At 50.1% G+C, this 24,002-nt stretch carries 18 protein-coding genes; 2 read left to right on the top strand and 16 right to left on the bottom strand.

Going from position 1 to position 24,002, the window contains the following annotated elements; all coding sequences use genetic code 11:
- Positions 1 to 5 precede the first annotated feature (5 nt).
- The 3 genes from purN to lsrF all read right to left on the bottom strand — a co-directional run bounded on the left by purN (position 6) and on the right by lsrF (position 2,782).
- Complete coding sequence (gene purN, locus TREPR_RS01720; RefSeq protein WP_015706555.1) at positions 6 to 617, bottom strand: phosphoribosylglycinamide formyltransferase; 612 nt, start codon at positions 615 to 617, stop codon at positions 6 to 8.
- Positions 618 to 761: 144 nt separating this feature from the next.
- Positions 762 to 1,862 carry a phosphoribosylformylglycinamidine cyclo-ligase gene (gene purM, locus TREPR_RS01715; protein ID WP_015706553.1) on the bottom strand — a complete coding sequence of 367 codons (1,101 nt, stop codon included), beginning with the start codon at positions 1,860 to 1,862 and terminating at the stop codon, positions 762 to 764.
- Between the two features lie 41 nt (positions 1,863 to 1,903).
- Positions 1,904 to 2,782, bottom strand: a complete 879-nt coding sequence (gene lsrF, locus TREPR_RS01710) for a 3-hydroxy-5-phosphonooxypentane-2,4-dione thiolase (RefSeq protein ID WP_015706552.1) — start codon at positions 2,780 to 2,782, stop codon at positions 1,904 to 1,906.
- A gap of 161 nt (positions 2,783 to 2,943) precedes the next feature.
- Between lsrF and TREPR_RS01705 the strand changes: the two genes are divergently transcribed.
- Positions 2,944 to 4,566 carry an FGGY family carbohydrate kinase gene (locus TREPR_RS01705; RefSeq protein ID WP_015706551.1) on the top strand — a complete coding sequence of 541 codons (1,623 nt, stop codon included), beginning with the start codon at positions 2,944 to 2,946 and terminating at the stop codon, positions 4,564 to 4,566.
- Positions 4,567 to 4,596: 30 nt separating this feature from the next.
- Positions 4,597 to 4,947: a cupin domain-containing protein gene (locus TREPR_RS01700; protein ID WP_015706550.1), complete on the top strand. Its 351-nt coding sequence runs from the start codon at positions 4,597 to 4,599 to the stop codon at positions 4,945 to 4,947.
- A 99-nt stretch (positions 4,948 to 5,046) separates the two neighbouring features.
- On the opposite strand, the gene purF is transcribed toward TREPR_RS01700, so the two are convergent.
- The 13 genes from purF to TREPR_RS01635 all read right to left on the bottom strand — a co-directional run bounded on the left by purF (position 5,047) and on the right by TREPR_RS01635 (position 23,985).
- Positions 5,047 to 6,519, bottom strand: coding sequence for an amidophosphoribosyltransferase (gene purF, locus TREPR_RS01695; protein ID WP_015706549.1), 1,473 nt, complete (start codon positions 6,517 to 6,519; stop codon positions 5,047 to 5,049).
- Positions 6,494 to 7,213 (bottom strand): phosphoribosylaminoimidazolesuccinocarboxamide synthase, encoded by a 720-nt coding sequence (gene purC / locus TREPR_RS01690; RefSeq protein WP_015706548.1) that lies wholly within the window; start codon positions 7,211 to 7,213, stop codon positions 6,494 to 6,496. The genes purF and purC overlap by 26 nt, the downstream gene beginning before the upstream one ends.
- Entirely contained in the window at positions 7,210 to 7,704 is a 495-nt protein-coding gene (gene purE, locus TREPR_RS01685) for a 5-(carboxyamino)imidazole ribonucleotide mutase (protein WP_015706547.1), read from the bottom strand. The genes purC and purE overlap by 4 nt, the downstream gene beginning before the upstream one ends.
- 93 nt (positions 7,705 to 7,797) lie before the next feature.
- On the bottom strand, positions 7,798 to 9,186 hold the full coding sequence (locus TREPR_RS01680) for an MATE family efflux transporter (protein ID WP_015706546.1): 1,389 nt from the start codon (positions 9,184 to 9,186) through the stop codon (positions 7,798 to 7,800).
- A gap of 3 nt (positions 9,187 to 9,189) precedes the next feature.
- Complete coding sequence (locus TREPR_RS01675) at positions 9,190 to 10,365, bottom strand: YhgE/Pip domain-containing protein (protein ID WP_015706545.1); 1,176 nt, start codon at positions 10,363 to 10,365, stop codon at positions 9,190 to 9,192.
- Positions 10,362 to 11,009, bottom strand: coding sequence for an MBL fold metallo-hydrolase (locus TREPR_RS01670; protein WP_015706544.1), 648 nt, complete (start codon positions 11,007 to 11,009; stop codon positions 10,362 to 10,364). Before TREPR_RS01670 ends, TREPR_RS01675 begins: the two co-directional genes overlap by 4 nt.
- Positions 11,006 to 11,596 (bottom strand): TetR/AcrR family transcriptional regulator, encoded by a 591-nt coding sequence (locus TREPR_RS01665; protein ID WP_015706543.1) that lies wholly within the window; start codon positions 11,594 to 11,596, stop codon positions 11,006 to 11,008. Before TREPR_RS01665 ends, TREPR_RS01670 begins: the two co-directional genes overlap by 4 nt.
- 145 nt (positions 11,597 to 11,741) lie before the next feature.
- The gene (locus tag TREPR_RS01660) at positions 11,742 to 13,127 is read right to left on the bottom strand and encodes a DUF3943 domain-containing protein (RefSeq protein WP_015706542.1); all 1,386 of its coding nucleotides are present in this window, start codon (positions 13,125 to 13,127) and stop codon (positions 11,742 to 11,744) included.
- Positions 13,112 to 13,909, bottom strand: coding sequence for a 16S rRNA (guanine(527)-N(7))-methyltransferase RsmG (locus TREPR_RS01655; protein ID WP_148257214.1), 798 nt, complete (start codon positions 13,907 to 13,909; stop codon positions 13,112 to 13,114). Before TREPR_RS01655 ends, TREPR_RS01660 begins: the two co-directional genes overlap by 16 nt.
- A 5-nt stretch (positions 13,910 to 13,914) precedes the next feature.
- Positions 13,915 to 16,437 (bottom strand): helix-hairpin-helix domain-containing protein, encoded by a 2,523-nt coding sequence (locus tag TREPR_RS01650; RefSeq protein WP_015706540.1) that lies wholly within the window; start codon positions 16,435 to 16,437, stop codon positions 13,915 to 13,917.
- A 12-nt stretch (positions 16,438 to 16,449) separates the two neighbouring features.
- Positions 16,450 to 20,259, bottom strand: a complete 3,810-nt coding sequence (locus tag TREPR_RS01645; protein WP_015706539.1) for a UvrD-helicase domain-containing protein — start codon at positions 20,257 to 20,259, stop codon at positions 16,450 to 16,452.
- Positions 20,252 to 23,254, bottom strand: coding sequence for a PD-(D/E)XK nuclease family protein (locus tag TREPR_RS01640; protein WP_015706538.1), 3,003 nt, complete (start codon positions 23,252 to 23,254; stop codon positions 20,252 to 20,254). Before TREPR_RS01640 ends, TREPR_RS01645 begins: the two co-directional genes overlap by 8 nt.
- Positions 23,254 to 23,985, bottom strand: coding sequence for a DUF1638 domain-containing protein (locus tag TREPR_RS01635; RefSeq protein WP_015706537.1), 732 nt, complete (start codon positions 23,983 to 23,985; stop codon positions 23,254 to 23,256). Before TREPR_RS01635 ends, TREPR_RS01640 begins: the two co-directional genes overlap by 1 nt.
- Between the last annotated feature and the right edge of the window lie 17 nt (positions 23,986 to 24,002).

Here is a 24,002-nt window from a genome sequence, read left to right as displayed (position 1 = left end):
CCAGCTTATCCGGCAAGGGTATTTAACTTTTTCGCCATCAAGGCCGCGACCTCGACAATGGCGATATGTTCTTCTTTGTGGATCCGCGCTGCCAGGGTATCCTGAGTATCCCCGCTCAGAACCGGAACCTTCCGCTGCAGTAAAATAGTCCCGGTGTCGGTCCCGGCGTCCACCAGATGCACCGTACACCCCGACTCCGTTTCCCCGGCAGCCAAAACAGCCCGGTGGACATGTTCCCCGTACATGCCCGGCCCGCCGAATTTGGGCAGCAGGCTCGGGTGCAGGTTGATGATCCTTCCAGCATAGGCTCCGATAAGCTCCCCCCCAAGTATGGAGAGGAACCCCGCCAGGATAATCAGGCCCGCATCCAGTTCCCGGGCACGGCGAAGTATCCGATCCGAAAGTTCCGGAAGCCGCGTATCTTCCGGGAGCCCCCTGTCCGGCGCTTCGATCAGGGCAGGAATCCCTGCAGCCCTGGCCCGTTCCAGGGCATAGGCTGACCGGCAATCTGAAATCACCGCAACTATTTTCCCCGGCCCCAGCCGGCCGGCCCGTTCCGCATCGATCAGGGCCTGGAGGTTGGTACCCCCCCCGGAAACCAGGACAAGGATATTCACTTCGCCGCCCGGGAAGAAATTAAAAATCCAAAGAGACAAGCCGCCAAGATGAAGATAATCAAACCGCCAATGCGAATAAGGCGGACAAGAAAAGGGGAAAGGGTTATTTTTTTATCCTTCCCGGTCTTCTTAGGAGTAACACTATCATTCAAAGCGCAGTTCTCCGCTTCCACCAGCTTCCACCCGGCCTATTACCCGGGCGGGGAAGCCCGCGCCATTCAGAAACTCTATCGCCCTGCCGCTGTCCCCAGGTGCCAGGGCCAGCACAAAGCCTATTCCCATATTGTAAGTATTGAACATCAGTTTTCTTAAAGCGGCGTCGGTTTCCAGAAGCTTTGCCCCTGTTTCCCGGGCCGCCGCGCCGGTAAGAGCACCGCCGTTAACCCCGTAGGCTATCCGGGCAAATATAGGCGGGATGGGCCAGGACCCGTTTTTTATAACCGCGTCAAAGCCCCAGGTTTTGCCATCTTCCGCAAAAAACATCCGGGGGATGTTTTCGTAGAACCCGCCGCCGGTGATATGGGCCATACCCCGGATAGCAACCTGTTCCAGCAGGGTAAGGATGGGTTTGACATAGAGCCGGGTCGGCTCCAGCAGGACCTGGCCCAGGGAAATGCCGCCAAAGTCCTCGCCCAGGTCGGGCAGAACCCTGCGTATCAGGCTGAATCCGTTGGAGTGGGGCCCCGAAGAGGCGATCCCCACCAGCAGATCCCCATCCTGAATGCATCTGCCGTCAACGATCTTTTCTTTATCCACAATACCCACGGAGAAGCCGGCGATATCGTACTTTCCTTCGTCGTAGAAGCCGGGCATTTCGGCGGTTTCCCCACCCAGGAGGACGCTCCCGGTTTCCCGGCAGCCTGTTGCCACCCCTTTTACAAAATCCGCCGCCACATCGGCGTCCAGCTTGCCGCAGGCCAGGTAGTCCAGAAAGAACAGGGGCCGAGCTCCGTGGCAGAGCACGTCATTTACACACATGGCCACACAGTCGATTCCCACAGTATCGTATTTTTTCAACCTGAAGGCGATATCCAGCTTGGTACCCACCCCGTCGGTACCGGAAACCAAAACCGGTTCCTCCATACCCTGCCCGGCGCGGATCAGGTCCCCGATGGAGAGCATTCCCGCAAAACTGCCCAGGCCGTTTAACACCGAGGCGTTACCTGTGGAGGCTGCCAGGTCCCGGTACTTTCCCACTGCCCGGTAGCCCTCCTCGATATTCACCCCTGCCTGCTTATAATCCATATATGGCCATTATAAGAATATTTATAGGGCTTGACTACAAGTTAGCGGATAGCTTGCGAATAATAGTCCCAGGCTTCCTTGGCGGTAAATTTCTCATGTACAATCTTGCCGATAGCATCAGCCATCTGGGACGGGTGGTAGCTTTGGAAAATGTTTCTGCCCATATCAAGTCCCCGGGCCCCACCCTGCATGGAATTGTAAGCCATTTCCAAGGCCTCCTTTTCCGGGAGCTTTTTGCCCCCGGCCACCACAATAGGTACCGGGCAGGCGGCGACCACCTCTTCAAATTTATCGCAATAGTAGGTCTTGACAATGGAGACCCCCATTTCGGCGAGGATACGGGTGGCCAGCTTGAAATACTGATCCGTCCGCTCCATGTCCTTCCCCACCGCCACAACACCCAGAGTAGGTATGCTGTACCGGTTACCGGCATTAATAACCCTGGACAGGTTATCAATACTTTCCAGTTGCCCCTCGGCGCCGATAAACACCTGGACCGCCAAACAGTCCACATCCAACCGTATGGCGTCCTCAATATCCACCGCAACAATTTCATGGCTAAGATCGTCGTTCAGCATGGAGGAACCCGAAGAAACCCGCAGGGCAACACCTTTTCTGAAACCGGGTTTAACTGAAGTACGCAGGGCGCCCCTGGTGGCCATGAGCACATCAACATGATCGATCAACTGGGGGATAAGAATATCAAGCCGTTCAAGGCCGGATACGGAACCCATAAAATACCCGTGGTCAAAGGCAAACATAACCGTGTTGCCGCTTTTGGGGTTAAAAATATTGGTCAGCCGTTTCTTCATGCCCCAGTCAAGATTAGCCGCGCCCTTGACATGAAAATTGCCATCCGTGGCAAATTCTTTGTCCAAATGATAATTTTTATCAACCTTAATTCCGTCCAGATCAGCCATATTGTGCCCCTGCTTTGTTTTTTGCGTTTTACCGATCCGGTATCAATCGGCCCTTAACTATATGCCTGAAACAGAAAACTGTCAATTTCAAATAGCTAAAACTTCTCATTGGCAAATCAGCCTGCTTGCTTTATAATTGCGATCGGATAAGGGAGGAGCCTATGTCTGATTATGTGATGGCTATTGACGCAGGAACAGGCAGCGTCAGGGCAGTCATTTTTGACACCCTGGGGAACCAGATCGGCTATAGCCAAAGGGAGTGGCTCCACCGGGAGGACCCCCAATATCCCGGCAGCATGGACTTTGACTGGGCCGTCAACTGGAAGCTGGCCTGTACCTGCACCCGGGAGGCCCTGGAGAAAACAGGCGTCACAGCTTCCCAAATCGCCGCAGTTTCCACCACCTGTATGCGTGAGGGTATAGTGCTCTACGATTCGGCGGGCAAAGAAATCTGGGCCTGCGCAAATGTGGACGCCCGGAGCAACGACGAGGTAGGGCAGCTCAAGGCTATTTCTGCGGATTTGGAAAAGGAAATCTACATTGAATCAGGACAGACCTTTGCATTAGGCGCCCTGCCCCGGCTGCTCTGGGTAAAAAACAAACTCCCGGAAGTATACAAAAAGATCGCCCGCCTGGGTATGTTCAACGACTGGCTCATCTACCGCCTTTCTGCGGGAAGCCCTCAGGCTAAAACCAACGGAAACACCGCAGGAAGTTTCGCCGGTAACACCGGGGTACTGGCGGTAGAGCCCAGCAATGGTTCTACCACCGGGCTCTTCGACCTCCAAACCAGGACCTGGGACAAAACCATAGCCCGCCGCTGCGGACTCAGAGACGATATCTTTCCTGAAGTCCAGGAATGCGGAACCCAGGCTGCAACAATTTCCCGGCAGGGCGCAGCGGACTCCGGGCTTTTGGAGGGGACACCCCTGGTGGTAGGCGCCGGGGACTGTCAAGCCGGGTCCCTGGGTGTCGGCATGGTTGACGTGAACGACGCCGGTGTATTCGGCGGAAGTTTCTGGCAGTACGAGTACAATACCGGCACCGGAAAGACCTCTCCCAAGTGCGATGTCCGGGTAAACTGCCACGCCCTGGAATCCCAGTGGCAATACGAAGCCCTGGCCTTCAATCCCGGCCTGGTGATGCGCTGGTACCGGGACGCCTTCTGCCAGGAGGAAGTCCGCATAGCCGCTGAAAAAAACACCGACCCCTATGCGGTAATGGATCAGGAAGCGATGAAGATCCCCGCAGGAAGCCACGGCATGATCTGCGCCTTCTCTGATGTGATGAACTATATTTCCTGGAGGCACGCCGCCCCCACCTTTACTAATTTTGGGATTGATCCCGCACAGTTTAACAAGTACACCTTTTACCGGGCGATCATGGAAAACACCGCCCTCATAACCCTGGGGCATCTGCGGTTGGTGGAACAGGCCACAGGGAACCGGCTCGGAAAGGTAGTGTTTGCCGGCGGTGCCTCCAAGAGCGCACTCTGGCCCCAGATACTGGCCGACGTCCTCGGCATCCCGGTCCAGGTGCCGGTGGTCAAAGAGGCAACATCCCTGGGCGCAGCCCTGCTGGCCGGCAAGGGAATCGGCCTGTACCCGGATATAAAGGAAGCGGCCCGTAGGCTGGTAAAGATTGAAAAGGAATTTACCCCAAACCCGGAAAATCAGGGGGTGTATCAGAAAGCCTATAATGCCTGGCAGACCGTGTACGCAGCACAACTACGGCTTAGTGATGAAAACAGTACCAGGCACATGTGGTCTGCCCCGGGCTTATAATTAGTATTACTACACACAGGAGGATTAAGTATGTTTATAATTGATGAAAAAGACAGGGAATACCGTTCAGGTGATAACGGCCCCAAGTATCTGATGAAAGGCCCCCGGAGCAATTTTGCGATAGTGCAGTTTATGCCCGGCCAGGATTTTCGCGCCCATTACCACGAAATTATGGAAGAAAACTTCTATATTTTGGAAGGAACGGCTACCATCGTGGTGGACAATGTACCCCACACCCTTACTAAGGGGCAGTTTATCCACATCGAACCCCGGGAGGTTCATTATGTGCTTAACCGTTCCGGCGCAGTGATGCGCATGGTATCCACCCTGGCGCCCTTTCAGGAAACGGACAAGATCGAAGTGGAGAATCCTGAAGTATAGGCTTTAAAAATCCTCCGATATTCTGACTAAATCGACAGTCTTCCTTAGGAAGTGTTGTACCAGAATTAAGCTACAACTCCATAGAGTTGATCACCTCTTCTACTCTCCCCTGGTCTCCCCTGAAACCGGTATAGGGTACTCCCCGGTAAAGCATCCCAAGCAGTAAGAGTGTTCCTCGTCTGCGTCCAGGGATTCCAGAAGACCTTCCACAGAGATAAAGGCCAGGCTATCTGCGCCCAGGGACTTACAAAGTTCGGGAACACTGTTACCGTTACTGATCAGGTCCTTACGGTGGGGGGTGTCAATGCCGAAGTAGCAGGGAAAACGTACCGGGGGTGAACAGATCCTGATATGCACTTCCTTAGCCCCGGCATTCCGCAGGATAGAAACCAGCCGCCTGCTGGTGGTACCCCGGACTATGGAATCGTCAATAACCACCACCCGTTTACCCCGGACTTCCCGGTCTATCACATTATGCTTGACTGAAACCGCCTTTTCCCGCATAGCCTGATCCGGCGCAATAAAGGTGCGTCCCACATATTTGCTCTTGACTATCCCCAGCCCAAAAAGCGTGCCTGTGGCCCTACCGTAGCCGATTGCTGCGGGTACCCCCGAATCGGGAACCCCGATGACCAGGTCTGCGGAAACTGCCGATTCCCTTCCCAGGATTTCTCCTGCCCTGATACGGGAGCCGTAGACATCAACCTTATCAATAATACTGTCCGGTCGTGCAAAATAAACGTATTCAAAGGAACATACCGCCCGCCGGGTTTTTTCACTGAAACTGAATGAGAGAACCTCTTCGTTATTGATAATAATCACTTCACCGGGCTCTATGTCCCTGACGAACTCTCCCCCCACAGCATCGATGGCGCAGGATTCGCTAGCCAGGATCCAGCCGGCGGTGCCTTCACTCTTGCTGCCCTCGGTCAGTTTTCCCAGACATAGGGGCCGTATGCCGTTGGGGTCCCGAGCGCCCACCAGGGCGTCATCGGTAAGGACCACCAGGGCGTAGGAACCCTTAATAAATTTAATCGTGTCGGTCAGGGCTTTTTCCAGCCCCTTCTTGTAGTTTTTGGCGATCAGATTGACGATAACTTCACTATCACTGGAGGATGTAAACCCTATGCCTGCGTCTTCCAGCAGTTCCCGTACCACATCTGCGTTAGTAAGAGTACCGTTATGAGCCACCGCAATGGACCCCAGTTTAAAACGGCTCACAAAGGGCTGGGCGTTCTCAACACAGGAACCCCCGGCGGTGGAATACCGCACATGGCCTACCGCGGCGGGACCCTTTAACTGGGCAACAGTATCGGGGTTAAAAACATCCCCCACCAGACCCATACCCTTTCTGCATTCTATTGTCTTTTCATGGACCGCCGCGATACCTGCGCTCTCCTGCCCACGGTGCTGCAGGGACAGAAGTCCGTAGTAGGTCAGGGACGCTGCATCCCGCTGGGGATCAGAAAGGAACACCCCGAAGACCCCGCACTCTTCGTGCAGCTTATCATCCTCAGGACAACAAACTTCATAGGCCGTCATCTTATCAACCAATTCGATTGAGGATTTCAATGTAGGCTTCCTTTACATTCCCCAGATCCCGGCGGAACCTATCCTTGTCGAGTTTCTCATTGGTCTTGGCATCCCAGAAACGACAGGTGTCCGGGGAAATTTCATCCGCCAAAACCAGATCGCCGGTTTTTACAGTACGCCCAAATTCAAGTTTAAAGTCGATAAGCTTGATACCCTTCTTTAGAAAAAATGCAGAGAGAAGTTCATTGATCTTAAAAGTAATAGTTTTAATCTTTTCAATTTCTTCAAAGGTAGATGCGCCGATAGCAACTGCGTGGTAGTCGTTGATCAAGGGGTCGCCCAGGGAATCGTCCTTGTAGGAAAGCTCAAAAACAGTTGTCTTAAGCGCCGTCCCTTCCGCAAGGCCCAGCCGCTTAGCCATTGACCCGGCAGCCACATTCCGGACTATCACCTCCAGGGGAACGATACTAACTTTTTTGCAGAGCATGTCCCGTTCATTCAGACGGGAAATAAAGTGAGTGGGTATCCCGGATTTTTCCAGAAGTTCAAAAAGCCCGGAGGCGATCTTGTTATTCATGATCCCCTTATCCTCGATCTGCCCCTTCTTCTCCCCGTTAAAGGCTGTGGCGTCATCTTTGTAATGGATGATAACCTGATCATCCGCTCCGATAAGAGCGTATACCTGCTTAGCCTTGCCCTCGTAGAGCTGGGCGCCCTGCTTTACCTCACTCATAATTCTACTCCTCCGTCTTTCGATAACGAGTTATCCCTGGCAAAATCGGCCTTCATCTTAATCCTGAAAGCCGCCAACTTCTCTTTTAATTCACTGTATTTAATAGAAAGAATCTCACAGGCAAGGTAGGCCGCGTTGGCCCCATTGTCCACCCCCACTGAAGCCACCGGTATGGGCTTTGGCATCTGTACGATAGACAACAGGGCGTCCAGCCCGCCAAGCCCACCGGAGCTAATAGGCACTCCGATGACCGGAACCTGGGTCTGGCTGGCGATAACCCCGGGCAAATGGGCCGCAAGCCCCGCCCCGGCGATAATCACCTCCACCCCCTGGGCTTCCAGAGTTTTGAGGGTTTCGGTAAGCAATTCCGGGGTCCGGTGTGCGGAAATGACATGGGCAGAAAACTCCACCCCGAATTCCCGTAAAACATCGGCGGCTTTCTTCATTACAGCTTTATCCGACGTAGATCCGAAGATAATGGCGGCTTTCATGGTAAAGAAAATTTACCATGTATGGGGCGGGGAGGGCAAGGGGGTATCAAGGGACCATCCGCTTGCCATTAAAAACCGCTGAGCAAGTCCGTGTTATTTTTTGATTGTAATCGCACCAGGACTATCGTGTTTCATTTCACGAAAAACGCTTATGGAAAGGGGAATTGACAAAATAAACGTACCAAAATCGGCCAGGGGCTGGCTGACCGCAATCCCGGTAAACCCAAAAAGCGGAGTGAGCAGGAACAGCAGGGGCAGCATAAACAAGCCCTGGCGGGCTATTGCCAAAAGGCTTGCCTTGAACGCCTTACCCATGGTCTGCATCATCATACTGTTGATAGTTACCCAGCCGAGCAGGGGGATGGTGTAACATTGATACCGGAATACCCTGGCGCCGATTTCTATGAGCAGAGTATCATCCGGCCTGAACAGTGCAATGATCTGGGGTGCAAATATAAAACCTAAAATGCCGAGGGGTATCAAAGGAATGGTCATGACAAGCATCGAAAAAAGAAACCCCTGTTTTACCCGGGGGTATAATTTTGCTCCGTAATTGAAACCGCATACCGGCTGAAATCCCTGGCCTATACCGGCTACCAGTGACGCTGCCATCATAAAGACACGCTGCACTATGGTTATTGCCGCGATAGCTTCATCTCCGAAGCTTCCGGCAAAGTTATTCATGCAAATACCGGATATGCTGGCTATTCCCTGCCGTGCCAGGGAAGGCAGGCCGCCCCGCAACATTTCCCGGTAATTTGCCAAACTGGGGGAAAAATATTTAAACCTTATGCGCACATTATCTTTTTTACCCGACGCTATTAAGAGAATACAAAAACTAATAAACTGACTGATCATAGTAGCAAGCCCCGCCCCGCCTGATCCTAAATGGAAAACAAAGATGAATAACGGATCAAGAGCAATATTAATAAGCGCCCCGCTCACCATGCCAATCATGCCGTAAAAAGAACTGCCCTGATAACGCAGCAGGTTATTCTGCATCAGGGAACACATCATAAAAGGTGCGCCTATAAGAATAAAACGCAGGTACTCCCGTGCAAAAGGAAGAATAGTATCCGTGGCGCCAAGCAGGCGGACCAGGGGTTCCAAAAATAAGACACCAAAAATCGCAAGCAATACACCGGCAATAAAGGCCGAAAAAAAGCCGGTTGCCGCCATTTTTGAGGCGTTTGTATAATTTTGTGCTCCCAACTCGCGGGCAATATAATTACCTGATCCATGGCCGAAGAAAAACCCAACGGCCTGTATCACCGCCATAAGGGGAAAGCTTACCCCCACTGCCGCAGTGGCGCTGGTTCCCAGGAAGCTCACAAAAAAGGTATCTGCCATATTATACAGGGCGCTGATAAGCATGATTATTGCAGATGGAATGGCAAGGCCGATGATAAGCGGGCCAATTGGCGCGGTGGTCATTTTAATAAATTTTTCGTTCTGCTGATCATCCTTCATTGTTTGTTCCATAAATCAGCTATTCCCCTGGGGCAAGATCAGTTCCCGCCCGGATAATTTTGTTTGCCCTCTGCCGCGAAACGTTTCAACTGCCGCGCAGATAATTAATGCACCGGTTAAAACTGCGATCTGTACGGCGAGAGATCGTACCAATACATTTCCGTCCGGTGGAACCCCGGAAATTGTTTCACGCAGCGCGTTCAGCGAATACGTGAAGGGTACAAACGGGTGAAGCGCTATAAACAATCCGCCCTGGGTGAGTTCAGTCGGAAAAGTGCCGCCACTTGCGGTAAGCTGGAATATCAGCAAGAACATGGACAACATTTGCCCGAACATTCCGAATATGCTGATAAGTGTTGATACCAGGGCTATACTCGTCAGTGCCGACACCGCCAGCGCGGCTAAGGTCAATAAACCGCTCTGGACATCTATTCTAAGCGCATAGATTATTGCTGTCAATAATACAGCCTGTACCAAGCCCGCACAGGCGAACAAAAGAAAACGCCCCAGGGTGAGATTTACGCCGTCCGGGGACAATAGTTTTGATTTATCAACGCGCCGGCCCAGTACAAGGGAGATCAAAAGCGCGCCTATCCACAGCGCAAGGGATGAAAAATAGGGAGCGAATCCCGTTCCTGTATTTGCCACGGGGTTGATGTCGATTTGTTTGCCCTCAATAGGGTTTGCCGCAAATGCCGCCACCATATCTCCTCCGGGTAATTTCCCGGTCACGTTTTGCACTATTTGCGCGGAAATTTGTTCCTCAAGCCTTTTTTCAATCTGTGAAGCGAGAAGCGTCGCCATAAAGTTGTTTTTGCCGTTTACATAGGTTTCAATGTTTGCTGTCCGTACGTTAGATATGCTCTGGGAGAAATTTTCGGGGATGACAAACACTGCATAGTAGGTCTTATCTTTCAGCCCGCTGTCGGCGGATTTTCTGCCGGGGAAAGACCATTTAACATCAATCGAATTACGCAGCTGTTGTTCAAGGCCTGCCCCGTAAACACCTGAATCCTCGTTGACGAACGCAACGGGTAGATTACCAATATTTGCATAGGGATTCCAGAATGCCTGTAACCAAAATAATGGATACATTACCGGAACGACAAGTATCAGTATTGTTGCGAAAATGCTACCCGGTTTACGCAGGCTTGACTTTAAACCGTGTTTAAAAATTTGCAGCGCATTCATGGTTGTTTTCCTCCTAATTCTTCAATAAGCGGCAGCATTTTTTCTCTCGTCATAGGATTTCCATGGGACGGGCAGACAACAGTAAACGGAATTTCCTTGATCAGGGAAATGGAATTCCCCAGAATATCCCCATTCCAGTTCATTTTGGGATTCATGGCTTTTACACGATCCCCTTCAATCCTGAAAAGATCACCTGCAAAAAGTATGCCCCCATAAAGAAAAACATGATGCCCAGGAGTGTGTCCTGGCGTATAATACGTCTGTATCCCAGAGGAATTCCCCATAACCTCGAATGTCTTGGCGTGCTTTGGAGGAACTAGCCCTAAAAGTTTTGTCAGGTATTTTTTTATTCCCGGCCTTGCCCTTTGGTTCATAAGATAGGGTAGATCTTCTTTACCGATAAAAATTTCGGCTCCGGCTTTTTCTTCAAGAAACCGAACATTACCGGCATGATCCACATCGTGGTGGGTTAAAAAAATCCGTTTTATGCCTTCCGGTTTTATGCCGAGCCGGGAGAGTTCCTTCAAAATACGCCGTCCCTTATTCGGCATACCTGTGTCAATCAGGGTTTGTTCATCCTCGAGGTAAAATACATGACCATGCCCTGCACAGTCCAGAGAATAGATACCCTCAGCTATTTTCATAGGCGCACTCTCTTTTTTTGGTAGTTTTTCAGCATAATAATAAACATATTTACTATTTCGTTGAAACTTGCCTCTTTATGCACTCCGCGGCCTTGGCGAAAGAACCCCATGGCTTCAAGGGAGACAAATCCATGCAGGCTGCTCCGTATAAAACGGATAAAGTGTATTTCATCATTGGGTTTCAATTTGTAGGGTTCCAGAATCCGGAATAATGTATTTTGCAGGGAATGGGCCGTTTCCTTGAGTTCAGCATTTTCCGACTGGGGTATAATGGAGAAGGCTTTATACAATTCGGGGTGTTTTTTTGCAAAATCCCGGTAGGCCGTCGCAATTTCCCTGATCGCCTGTTCCCGGGAGCGGCCCACAACCCTGTCCCGGATACTCTTTTCCATGAACTCCAGGGCAAATTGAGCCAGGCGTATCCGCAAATCTTCCAGGCCATTGATATGGTTATAGAGGGACGGCGGTTTTACCTCCAAAGCGGCAGCCAGGCTTTGCAGACTCAAGCCTTCAAAGCCCTGGGATTCGGTAAGAGTTACCGCTGCAGAAAGAATCGCCTCATCATCCAATCCTCTTTTTTGCCCCATACTGCTTTCCTTACAAACTAATATACATAATATATAACTAATATGATTAGTTTGTCAAGTTCATTAGGGCATTTTTAATTTGGCTCAGTTCATTATTTAATTTTACCCCAAAGGGCGCCCCTGAAACTGTATTTTCAAAAAATCCCTATAGGTTTTTGTTTAAAAATGTCCATTGTACACCAAGAAGAATGCGATCGGCAACAGAGACCACATTAGCTCTTCTATGCGATGTTCCGGTCTTTATATACAGCGAATCATTTACAAAGATAGAAAATTTTTCTGTAAATGAATAAGCGTATTCAAAAAAGGACATATGCAAATATTCTCTGCCTTTGGACTCGGGTTTATTCCAAGGGATTATATAGAGTAAATAGTTACATGATCCCAGTGTCAATTTTCCATATTTTGAATTTTGTAAGGTAAAAAATATTTTCCCATTACCGCCTATTCCGTAATCATTATCCGTTTCATGGGGATCTAAATTCATGCCCGACAATTCCGCAAAAGGGTAGTATTCTGATGAACCGAGAAATGTCCATCCGATATGCGTTTTTAATTCCAGGGTAGTATTTTTAAATGTATGCTTCCATTTTTGCGACCAGTCAAGCGCATTACTGGCAAAATTAGTGTTATTGCCTACAATCATATCATATTGCATGGATAATCCTGTGGATAAACTATTTTTTTCCGTATCTATTGGATTAATTGATATAAGATAACCATCGGTTAGTAAAGTCCAGTCAAACCATGAAAAATCAAATGAACCACCCAGCTGCCATTTAACTTCAAATTGAGAATAAGGTTTCTTCGAATTATGAATAAACGGATCTCCGTAAATTACTTCTCCGTCCATATTTATTGTATATATATTAGACGGTGTCAGATTAATATCACTATCCCGAAGTTGGCGCAGTATCTGCCTGTCTTCTTTAATTGATCGTATCCATCCCGGCGCTAAAGATGCGGAAATATAATAGAGGTTGTTTGTCCTTGGCGGCTTTTTTTGCAATACTGCATTATTAAGCGCATCCATTGGGCTTACCAAAGCAGCTGCCCAGGGGTTATCTATCTCCAAATAAAGAAGATGAAGCATTTCACCGAAGGCTGCACCGCCAAAAGTAGTAACAACCAGGTCATTTAACGAAGGAATATCAGTTTCACCAAATAATTCCCATGTTAAACTTCCTGTCGCATCAAAGAGAATAGATTCGTAAAAATTAAAACCATTTGAGCGGGCCGCCGCATGGTACAATCCGCCCTGATACGGATGCCCGGGATGGTTAAACAAAAATGCATCGCTATCCCATATCCACGGAGATTCAAGATTCGTTTTAATGCTTTCTAAACTTGTCTGGGCAAAATCTGCTCCGAATAGCCGGCTTGTTAAATGGAATACAGTATTTGTAAACACTCCGCCAAGCAAAGCCGGGTACAATGATTTCTTTTCATCTTCTGTGCCCTCTGTTTCCTGTGCACCAATCTGTCCGAATATTGCCAAAAACAAAACTAAAAGTATTATGACTTTCTGCATATTACCACCAGGTGGCGCTCTTCATCAAGAAAAGGGACGGGGCAGGGATATATGTCCCAGGTAACTGTGAAGTCCTGTACCATTTTCATTTCTTCTTCTATTTTATCCCGCCGCCCTTTGTAAGCCGCAAGTATTCCTCCAGGGGCAAGGAGCCGGAACAATCCTTTAATTATATCCGATTCCAAGGGCCGGAACGCACGAAAAGTAATGAGATCAAAACGAGCCGGGGCGGCTCGTTCCATTTCCTTTTCCTCGATCCCCGCATTGGACAGCCCCAGAACTGCCAGAGTGTTTTTAAGAAAGCCCACCCGGCGGCCCATGCGCTCAATCAATGTAAAGGAACAGTTCGGCATAGCTACAGCCAGGGGTATACCCGGAAAACCCGCACCGGAACCCACATCGGCAATTCGTAGGATATGTGTTTCCAGCGCCTGGTCCGGGCTTTCAGCCGACTGCCCACTGCCCGGGAAACCGGCGTCCGGAAAATGAGCCTCCATAATACGCAGGAGTATCTCTATTGGGGCAAGGGAATCCAGGATATGCTTTACCGTCAGTTCCTGCCGGTCCGCAGCGCCTACCAGTCCGTAGGCAGGGTTGAAGAGTTCTATCTCATCAGTATATCTGTTGAGTAGGCTTATAATTTCTTCCATGCGGGGACCCAAAAGACGGTCTGCATCTTTATCCGCTTCCCGCAGCTTTAGGAGTCCTTCCCGCAAGAGCTCCATGTCCGCGGGGAGCTTCGCTGGATGTGCTGCGGGAAGCTTCGCAGATTCCGGCGTCATACCGCCTACTTCTTTTCCTTCATTTTCTTAAAGGCTTCCGCAAAGGGATTGTACATGGTGCCATCGTCATCGGCGGGGGGGCGGTCTCTGGAGGAACGCTGGGAATCTGCGCCGCCCCTGCCGGCATAAGCGCCGCTTCTATTCGGACGGGTATCTCCGTTTCCGGGGCCGCTACCGGCCCTTCCGCCGGCGCCTGCATTACCGCTGTTACCAGAACTGCCGCCGCTCCTTCCCCCTGCACTGCCCCCATTACCGTGGCCGGGGTTTCCGGCGGTATCGCCCTTCTTCACCACCACCACTTTTTTCCGGCCCTCTCCGCCAGGCCCGGCGGCAGCATTGCTGCTCTGTCCGGCAGCGCCATGTCCGCCAGTATCTGCGCCGGGACTTTTCCGGGAAAGGCTGATCCGGCGGCGGTCCAGGTCCAGGCCGATGATGCGGAATTCCAGCACATCCCCCACCTTGACCGCGTCCATGGGATCCTTCACAAAATGGTCGCTCAGTTCGGAAATGTGCACCAATGCCGTTTCTTTAATGCCCAGGTCCACAAAGGCGCCGAAGTCAACCACGTTCTTTATCTTTCCGGTGATCATCATCCCTTCACTAAGGTCCTCAAAGTTTACCACCCCCTTCTGCATAATGGGTTTAGGATAGCCTTCACGAGGGTCCCGGTTGGGCTTTTTGAGTTCCTCCACAATATCACTGATGGTGGTGCTTCCCACCCCGTACTGTTCCTGTAAAGCCTTGCTTTCCACAGAGGCGAGATTGCCTGTGGCGGTAATAGTATCCCTGATAATCTTGGCTATGGCGTAATTTTCCGGGTGAACCCAGGTATTGTCCAGGGGGTTAGCGCTTTCTGGTATCTTGAGGAAACCTGCGCACTGTTCAAAGCTTTTCGGGCCCATGCCGGGTACCGAGGTCAGCTCTTCACGGGAGGCGATCTTCCCCTTCTCATCCCGGTACTTGACGATCTTCTTTGCCAGGGGGCCGTTGATGCCTGACACATACCGGAGCAGGGAGGCGCTTGCGGTATTGAGGTTGACACCAACGTTGTTCACCACCGAAGAGACCACTTCGTCCAGGGTTTCGGAGAGTTTCTTTTGGTTCACATCATGCTGGTAGAGCCCTACCCCGATAGACTTGGGATCGATCTTTACCAATTCAGCCAGGGGGTCCTGGAGACGCCGCCCTATAGAGATGGCCCCCCGTATGGTCAGGTCCAGTTCGGGAAATTCCTCCCGGGCAATATCACTGGCGGAGTACACCGAAGCACCGTCCTCGTCCACCACGGTATAGAGGACCTCAAGATTGTTCTCGGCGATCACCGCAGTGACGACTTCCTGCACATCCTTGGAACCGGTTCCGTTCCCCACGGCGATAAGCTGCACATCGTAATTTTTAATACCATTCAGAAGGAGCCGTTTTGCTTCTTCGATTTTGTGATTATAGATAACAAAATTAGCCAAGTACTTTCCGGTATCATCCAGGAAGGCGCATTTGGTTCCGGTCCTGATACCCGGGTCAATACCCAGCACCCGGGTCCCCTTGATGGGCTGCTGCATCAGAAGGTTTTTGAGGTTCTGGCTGAACACAGAAATTCCGTGATCATCCGCAGTATCCCCCTGATCCCCCCGGATTTCCCGGATCACCGCCGGGGAGAGGAGCCGCTTAAGCCCGTCCTCGATGGCGGTTTTATGATAATCGTTGTTCAAAACGTACTTTCTCTGCAACAGTTCTGCTGCGGTATTTTCGTCCACATCAATGGTAACTTCAAGAAGGTTTTCCCGCTCGCCCCGGTTCACCGCCAGCACCCGGTGGGGCTTGATCTGGGAAAGAGATTCTGTATAGTCCCAGTACATCTGATAGGTGGAAGTCTTCTTGACCTCATCGTCCCCGATCCCCTTGACAATGATCCGCCCGTCCGTTCTATAGAAGCTCTTAATGGAGGCCCGGTTCTCCGGTTCCTGGGCAGCTCGCTCGGCGAGTATGTCCATGGCCCCTTGAAGGGCCTCTTCGGCGCTGGCCACGGACAGTGTGGGGTTCTCGGCGTTTTCGGTGATAAACTCCGCCGCCTTTGCTACCAGGGCGGCATCCGCCAGCTCCAGCATGGCCTCCGCTAGGGGCTCCAGGCCCTTCTCAGCAGCCACCATACCACGGGTCTTTTTCTTCCGCTTATAGGGGGCATATATATCCTCAAGCTCCGTCAGGGTGGCGGCCTTGGTGATATTCTCATAGAGGGGCTCCGTAAGCTTTCCCTGATCAAAAATCCCACGGACAATCTCCAGTCGCCGGGTTTCCAGGTTCTTCCCACTGGAAAAAAGATGGTCCACATCCCGGACCTGGACCTCATCCAGGGTGCCGGTCTGCTCTTTCCGGTACCGGGCGATAAAGGGGACCGTGCTCCCCTCAGCCAAAAGACCCACAACCGCCGAAACCTGCCCCAGGTTAACCCCCAGCTTTTCAGCGATACCCTTCATGATGTTCACTTCGTTGACCGTGAGGCCGTCGATAAATTCTTGCGTTAATTCCATTTATCCATTGTATCAAAGGTGAAATATTTTTTCCAGATTGAATTGCTTCGCCGCTTGGGTCATTTCCACCGCGTGTCCGGTACGGAGATAAAAGAGGAATACCCGGCAATCCTTTTTATGGGGAAAACCCAAAAGATCCATGGCTGCCTTATAATAAAAAGCCATCTGCGCGGCATGTTCGGCAGGGTCTTCCCGGCTGTCGGTTTTAAAGTCCACCACATAAACGGCTTCCCCATTCTCAAACAGAAGGTCAATGGTCCCGTTTATGAAGGCATGCTCTGCATGCCCGGTATGCTGCGCATGCCCGGTCTCTCCGTAGAGGCTCCGGAACCGGTATTCGCTTTTCCGTAAAGACGCGCCTTCAGCAGCTTTTCCCAGGGATGATGAAAGGAATCGTTTTGCAAGCTTCACCCCCGCATCAAGAAGGGTATCTGCTTCCTGGGGGGAAAGGGGACCTGCAAGCCTGGAAGGTATCTCCGGTATTATATGGTTCATCAGGGCTTCCACACAGGCGTGGGCAATGGTCCCGAAATCAGCGGGGGTGAATGATGCCTCCCGGGGGGGAACCGCTCCAGGGCCGGTTTCTCTACCATCCCCTTCCAGGGCAAATCGCTTGAGGACACCATCGACTTTACTGAATATTTCATCGCTGCTTTCACCAGAATAGTTTTTATCCACAGTAAAACTAAGTGATACATCATCTGACTTATTCAATTCCCGGAAAGATGTGGGAGTTCGGTGTTTGTTCTCGATTTTTAAAGTAGTAATTATCTCTGCGGAATTATAAAACGGCGCCGCCTTTTCTATAAACGCGCCAATTCCTTTACGGTCATTGAAGAACAGGGTCCCCTGGTGCTCCCGGCTATTAATATAATCTTCGGTATATACCGGAATAGGTTCCAGGTTAAAAAAAGACGGCTGGGCAGTCAATCCATCTGCTGAAATATGATCCCCCAGGGCAGGGAGAAACAGACCGAAGAAAGTGTCATTATCCAGGATGAGGTCTCCGGCGATACGTTCAGCCGGCTTAATCTTCGTCCGCTGTTTATCAACAAAAGCCTTCAGGAGAAGTGAAAAATCACCCTCGGATTCTCCAAGATTCAAACTTCCCGTGACGTATAATTCCTTCTCTGCCCTGGTCATGGCAACATAGAGGAGACGCCGCAGTTCCGCTGTTTTTTTTCGCTTTTCTTCTGCGGAAGAATGCTCATAGAAAAAATTTCTCTTAACACCGGGTATGCCTGAACAATCCGACGGCATGGGGGGATTAAAAGATACACCTCCAATAGTGGTTTCATACACATCAGCAGAATCGCCGCCCCTTTTACTCCACTTGCCGCAGCCGCAAAGAAATACTACGGGAAATTCAAGGCCTTTACTTTTATGGACGGTCATCAACCGCACTGCGCCGGAACGTTCCAGAGGAATATCAATTTTCTCCAGCTTCCCGCCGCTATCCCGCAGGTTTTGTATTGAATCGGTAAAAGCGGCAAGCCCCAGCCCGTCCTCGTCAGTTTTAGCAGCAAGGTGAAACAGATAGTCATACAATTCACGGTAAACAATCGTCTGGGAATGCCATTCAGTCTCATACCGGTACCCTTCGGTGTACCATAACTCGCTGACTAGGGCGCTTACTGTTTCCTGGGACGCCTTTCCGCGGATACGCCGGTACAGTTCCCGGCCACAGATAAATTTAGCCTGCTCTGTTTCTGAAAGCCGGGAGAGGGCATCATCGGAGAAAGGCTGCGGAGGGAGAGCTTCTACGTCTTTATCCGCTGCCCGGCTAAAAACCGCAAGACAGACAGCAAGGCCTTGCAGAGTGAGTCCCACAAAGGGGGAACGGAGCATCACCGCATAGGCTTCCGTGTCCAAGGGATAAGCAACGAGGCGGAGTACAGACATAATATCATTAACAGGTCCGCCATAAAAAAACCCATTGATAGCTTCACTGGCATAGGGAATATTCAGTAGCCTGAGATGTTTCTCAAACAATTGCTGCGGGCTATGGGCACGGAAAAGAACAGCAATATCATCGGGCCTGTACTTTGGTTCACCAGCTTCGTTTTTTTCGGCCAACAACGCCTGTATACGTTCGGCGGTAAAACGAGCCTCATTCTCAATAGGAATGAGTTGCTCGGTTCCGCCTGAACCAGCAGGCATTTCATCAGAGATGTCATCATCGGTGTTGAGTATACATACGGTGAACTTCCCTTTATTTAGGCTTCCTGCCTTCAAAGGGCTGTAAGCCGCTTCATAAAGGGGCAATGGTAAACCAAGCTGATCAGAATCGTTACCGGGAATGCCCGCCGGGGCAAACACTGAAGCAAATTCCCCCAAGGGCTTTTCACCATTGGGATCAAATTCGCTTCCGCCAAAAAAAGTGTTAAAAGCCCCAATAAGTTCCGGCGCCGATCGATAGTTGATTTTAAGGGGTAAATCTCCGGAGGCCAGTTCATCCTTCAATTTCCTGAATACCGAAACATCGGCGCCCCGGAAACGGTAGACAGACTGTTTTTCATCCCCCACAAAAAAGAGTTTATCCGGCACAAGTTCCCCGGCAGAGGGTATACTCTTATCCATCCGTTCCGGGTTTTCCGCTAGCAGGAAGAGCAGTTCTTTTTGCAGTTCGTTATTATCCTGAAACTCATCAATCATGATAGCTTCAAAAGACTTCTTTTCACTTTTTCTGATATCACTCTGATCCCTGAGTATGGTCCTGGAAAGCCGGGCCACATCAGTGAAGGTGAGGACTCCTTCAGCCCGTTTTTTTTCAAGGTATATCTTCTGAAGATCCCCCAAAAGGGACATCACCGAGAGTATAAAACCTGCCTGCATACAGAAAACCGTCAGTGACGAAAAAGAACCGAATAGAGGGGCCTTAATTTTCTTAATAATATCCTTAGCAGGATTATCACTTTTCTTGCCCCTGCGCAGATTGATTGAAGATAATTCTCCCAGAAACTTGAGTATCTCCAAGAGGGCAGTCCTGATTGGATGGGATTCAGAGTGAGCAATACATTCGGTATCATCAAGTGGCAGCAACGAATCAAAATAAGTGCGAATTTCTTCTTCAGCAGGAAAGCCAACACTTCCGGATGTAAATTTACCAACCAGGGAGGCCGCATCCGGAAGCAGCTTATCCCCATCCTTACCGACAAAGAGCTCCGCCAGTTTATTCAGATTTTCTGTGATTTTTCCGGTCAATATTTTCCATTCAGCGCAGATTACATCGAACTGTTTTCTCACATCCGCCATAAAATCAGGAGGGTCATCAATATGGCTGAAATTAAAGACCGTATCCGCAAAAATTTCTTTTGCAATGCCCTCTGGGTCCTTTTGTGAATACAAGCGCTCAATAGCCGGATGATGCCGGTGGCCGATTAAAAAGGGCAGAGCTTCTTCTCCGGCCAGGGCATAACACCGATCTTCATCATTGGTAAAGTCAGGGCGTATACCGTACCGGGATGACGCCTGTTTGACAATAGAAACACTGTAAGAATCCAGGGTTTGTATTCTGGCATGGGTAAATTCGCGTATACCCTCTCTCGCCCGCTCCCCTTTGATACCAGGATCATTTGTTGCAATAAAACTGAGGGTACTGTAAATACGCTGGTACATTTCCGCCGCAGCTTTCTTTGTAAATGTAAGGGTAAGAATCTGATCTACCCGGTACCCTTTTTCGGTTAAAAGGTACGCAAAGCGGCTCGCGAGTACCGAAGTCTTCCCTGACCCGGCGCCGGCGGCAACCACCGCGTTTTCTTTACAATAGGCGGCGGCCTGCTGTTCTGCATTCAGTTCCGGAATCGTTCTCTTATCACCCACCGGCTGCGCTCCATTTCAGTAGATTTGACTCCCTGTCTACCGCATAACTTGTACGGCAAACAGGCTGATAAGAACATCCGACGCATTTTCTAAAGCTGTTACTGAAAGTAGAAAAATTACCGGTACTGATTTCCGCAGCGTATCGATCCGCCTTTTCCCGAAATTCATCCATTATTAGCCGGAACTGGTCTTCAGCTGCACCAGTCCGCAGAATCCGGCCCTCTGCTTTGGGCAGGGAATCGCCGGTTTCGCTGTTTTCAATCACACCGAACAGTACCTGGGGCGCAGCCTTCACAATGCTAAAAAAAAGCGCCGTATCTACAGGCTTTCCGCCCTTGTCTTCTGCCAGGGTCATATACAGAGGAAGCTGAAAATTCGTAAGCCCATCATCTTCCTTTGCGGTACAGGCGTTCCGATCCGGCATATAAAACAGCTTAAAATCCACAATTACCGTGCCCCTGGTTTCCGTATTTTTCAGGGGGGCTTCAAGCATACAATCCACAGTACCATTGAGATAGTAGGATCCTTTATCAGATTTCCAGGAAGTTTCACTCCCTATAATACGGTATCCGGAAAAAAAACTAAGAAAGGCTGTAAGCAGCCGCTCAAGATTTTCCCCAACACTTTTTTTTCCGGCACGGATCAACCGGACCGTAAGGGCGCTCATCTCAGGCTTCTTACGGGGCAGCAGTGCGGGAAGTCCGTCAAATATGGTTTGAATACATTTTGTAAGCAGGGTACTATAATCATGGGGAAGGAAACCGTTTTGAAGCCGGGAAAGTATGCTCCCATCTTTTTTTACCGCTTCAAAAAAACAATTCAGTATTGCATGATACACGGAACCCATAATGTTTTCTGCCATCAGGCTTGTTTCAATGCGGATATTTTCAAGGTTGAGAACCCTCTGAAAAAGCCATACCAGAGCGCAGTTATAGTATGGCTCCAGGGATGAGGCGGACACGCTGAATTTTCCGGGAAATTCTTCACTGTAACAGTAACGCTCCCCGATTAAATCAAGAAGCGCCTGGTCCGCTTTCCATCTCTTTTCATCAACTGTACCGTCCTGACTTCTCCGCTCTGCCCAGGCATTAAACCCACAGCTCTGTCCCTGATGAATACTGTGCGGGAAAGCCGGAGAAGCAGCAGTTTGCAGGGCTAGGTAAAATTCCCGCTCGGCGTCAAAGAGGTCCGCCTCAAAGATACCAGCCGGCGTATCTGTTTGATCAGAACTACCTTCACCATACCGCATACGGGGCTTTTCAGTAACATTGAGACGGCTGTGGGGGATGGCATACCCTGCAAAAGTTTCCTGGGCGCAGAAGAAAACTGCGGGGAGACTGGAATTCAGTTTATGCAGGTTGATAAAGGCTTCAGAGGCATCATCGTCTTTCAGGCCGAGTTCCTCCCGCTTTGCCCTGGACAGGAATCCAAGCCGCGAAAAGACCGTCGAAAGGTTGTCCTGGGTTGATCCAAGAATGATGTGGCACCCAAAGGGCACCGGCGCAGCAGTTCTGTAAGGAAGGATGGTTACCCCGGCGGAATACTGCTGGGGAAGGTAGTTTTTTTCCTGGAGATATTCAACAAAAAATGTATAGGGATCGGGGATTATAATATCAGGAAATGATTTCTCAATTTCTATCAGGGATAATAATTCCGATACGCAACGGGAAAGAATTAAATCAGTTTCCGGAAGACATTCATCCATGTTAAGAAATTTTTCCCGGAAAACAAAGTACCGGTTCCGTAGATCAGCAAAAGAAACGGCAGAGCATAGTTTTTCCACACTCCCTTTGAGGCTTTCATAAAACAAGCGGGCGCGCTCTTCCCTGTTCCCCATGGGAGACTTAAAGGCATCCTCCCATACATGAATTTCTGTTTGTCCGGTTCCCTTGTCATCGGCCTCTTTCCAAGAAGTAATACAGTTATTCCTGATTCCAAAATTAATAAGTTGATTGATTACTTCATTATCTTTCCAGGGAAGATGCCTATTCAGCAGAAGCCCTGCTATTGCATCAAAAGGGAAATCCCGAGAAGCGCAATCCGAAAGAGTAGCAAAGAGCTGTCCCGCAGCATAGGAAGCCAGAGGTTTCCCTGCCCGGCGCACAAAAGGAATGTTGCGATTGGTAAATTCCCGGAGCACATAGGGTTCGTAGTTTTCTGTATCCGGGATACTGACCACGATTGATTCAAAGGGCACCCCCTGCTTTTCGTGTAAACCCCGGATATACAGGGCAGCCTCGCTTATCTCCCTCCGGGAATTAGTGTAAAAAAAAGTATTGTAAGGCTTATCTACCACGCCGGCATAGGTACTTCCCGCAGAGACCCGTACCGGCGTAACATGACCGGTATTTTCCAGCAGCTCCGCATATTCGCTGTAGTCCATCAGAGACTCGGGGAAAAAAATAAAACATTTTTTTCCTGTATCCTCAAAGGGCGGCTTTTCCCAGGCGGGCTCAAAGAGCCCGTGGGCATCCAGAAACTGCTGATACCTTAAGGCCAGGGTGTAAAGATCCCGATCATCACCCTCCAAACCCTCTCCGGCAAGAAGACCGTTTTTTTCGTTGATAAGCGCCACCGGAACACCTGAGGTTTTTTCAAACCACGAACCAAGCTGGGGCAGTATCCTGGTAAACCAGGAAACAAAGGAGGCGCCGGCATAGGCATATTCGGGGGGTATAAGAAAGGTGAATAAAGGCGCCCCCCCGGCCCTGTAAAGCTCACTGTTTTCCTGAATCAGACGGCTCACAAAGATTTTCCGTAAAACTGCGGGCACACTTTTCTTATCCTGTTTTTGTGCCCTTATAGATTCTTGTTTAAAGGTATCCCAGGCAGTAAACTGGTCCATTGCAACGGTCCCGCCGCCACGCAAAGTCAAAAGCTGGTCTACCCAATGACTCACCGCGATATCTGTTGGGAATACAAAAAGTGCAGTGGGGTCGTCAATATTTTTGAGGAGTATAGACTCTACGTGGTTATATTGGGTTTCTGCTGACATCAGACCGTATGAAGAACATCCTCTTCATAGCTGGGGCCCGGAGTTTTCCCCGGAGGAACAACCAGGAAAACATTTTCATCCCAATCCCCCGCAAGGAGACGTTCAATAAGGGAAGTATTGCCTGCAACTTCATCAAAGGTCCATGAACGTGACTCCGCGAAGGCGGCGGTTTTTTTCATCCCATCTTCAATATTCCCGACACCATTATTCACATAAGCAATGCGGCTGTAGTCTTTGAGGGGATCGCTTAAGGTTTCCAGGAGGTATTCCAAGTCTTCACCATCGTATTTTTCTTTAAAAGAAGCTACCTGTTCATCGTATTTCACCGCTATACGGTCCAGACTAAGATCACTGTTCATGATATTCGAGGTTGCATAGAATGTCCCCGGATGGGCGTCAAAGTATTCTTTATAGAAAGATCGGGAGCCCATAAAAAGGGTAATACAATCATGGGCCTTGGTAATGACCATGGGAAGCGGCGAACGCAGCCCGCAGGTACCGTAACTGCACATACCATAGAGGAGAAGCACCGCATCGTAACGGGAAACGTCCACCCTATCAAGGGCCGTCTGAAGTTCCGCCGACATTTTTTCCTTACCAATCGAATGAAGACCGATGGGCAAAATCTCAACGTCCACATGGTTACCGCATTGAGGAACCAGGGTTTCCACTTCGGTTCTGAAAATCTCACACGCGATGAGCTTATACCGCTTACCTTTCTCCGCGCCCATGTTCTCTTCCCCCCGCT

This window comes from Treponema primitia ZAS-2, from assembly GCF_000214375.1.
GTDB classification, from domain to species: domain Bacteria; phylum Spirochaetota; class Spirochaetia; order Treponematales; family Breznakiellaceae; genus Termitinema; species Termitinema primitia.
This window is presented reverse-complemented; position numbering and strand designations above follow the sequence as displayed.

Bases quoted from the DNA above. Each gene is read 5' to 3' on its own strand.
- purM (WP_015706553.1), bottom strand. From the start codon at position 1,862: ATGGATTATAAGCAGGCAGGGGTGAATATCGAGGAGGGCTACCGGGCA.
- lsrF (WP_015706552.1), bottom strand. From the start codon at position 2,782: ATGGCTGATCTGGACGGAATTAAGGTTGATAAAAATTATCATTTGGAC.
- TREPR_RS01705 (WP_015706551.1), top strand. From the start codon at position 2,944: ATGTCTGATTATGTGATGGCTATTGACGCAGGAACAGGCAGCGTCAGG.
- TREPR_RS01700 (WP_015706550.1), top strand. From the start codon at position 4,597: ATGTTTATAATTGATGAAAAAGACAGGGAATACCGTTCAGGTGATAAC.
- purC (WP_015706548.1), bottom strand. From the start codon at position 7,213: ATGAGTGAGGTAAAGCAGGGCGCCCAGCTCTACGAGGGCAAGGCTAAG.
- purE (WP_015706547.1), bottom strand. From the start codon at position 7,704: ATGAAAGCCGCCATTATCTTCGGATCTACGTCGGATAAAGCTGTAATG.
- TREPR_RS01680 (WP_015706546.1), bottom strand. From the start codon at position 9,186: ATGGAACAAACAATGAAGGATGATCAGCAGAACGAAAAATTTATTAAA.
- TREPR_RS01675 (WP_015706545.1), bottom strand. From the start codon at position 10,365: ATGAATGCGCTGCAAATTTTTAAACACGGTTTAAAGTCAAGCCTGCGT.
- TREPR_RS01670 (WP_015706544.1), bottom strand. From the start codon at position 11,009: ATGAAAATAGCTGAGGGTATCTATTCTCTGGACTGTGCAGGGCATGGT.
- TREPR_RS01665 (WP_015706543.1), bottom strand. From the start codon at position 11,596: ATGGGGCAAAAAAGAGGATTGGATGATGAGGCGATTCTTTCTGCAGCG.
- TREPR_RS01660 (WP_015706542.1), bottom strand. From the start codon at position 13,127: ATGCAGAAAGTCATAATACTTTTAGTTTTGTTTTTGGCAATATTCGGA.
- TREPR_RS01655 (WP_148257214.1), bottom strand. From the start codon at position 13,909: ATGACGCCGGAATCTGCGAAGCTTCCCGCAGCACATCCAGCGAAGCTC.
- TREPR_RS01650 (WP_015706540.1), bottom strand. From the start codon at position 16,437: ATGGAATTAACGCAAGAATTTATCGACGGCCTCACGGTCAACGAAGTG.
- TREPR_RS01640 (WP_015706538.1), bottom strand. From the start codon at position 23,254: ATGTCAGCAGAAACCCAATATAACCACGTAGAGTCTATACTCCTCAAA.
- TREPR_RS01635 (WP_015706537.1), bottom strand. From the start codon at position 23,985: ATGGGCGCGGAGAAAGGTAAGCGGTATAAGCTCATCGCGTGTGAGATT.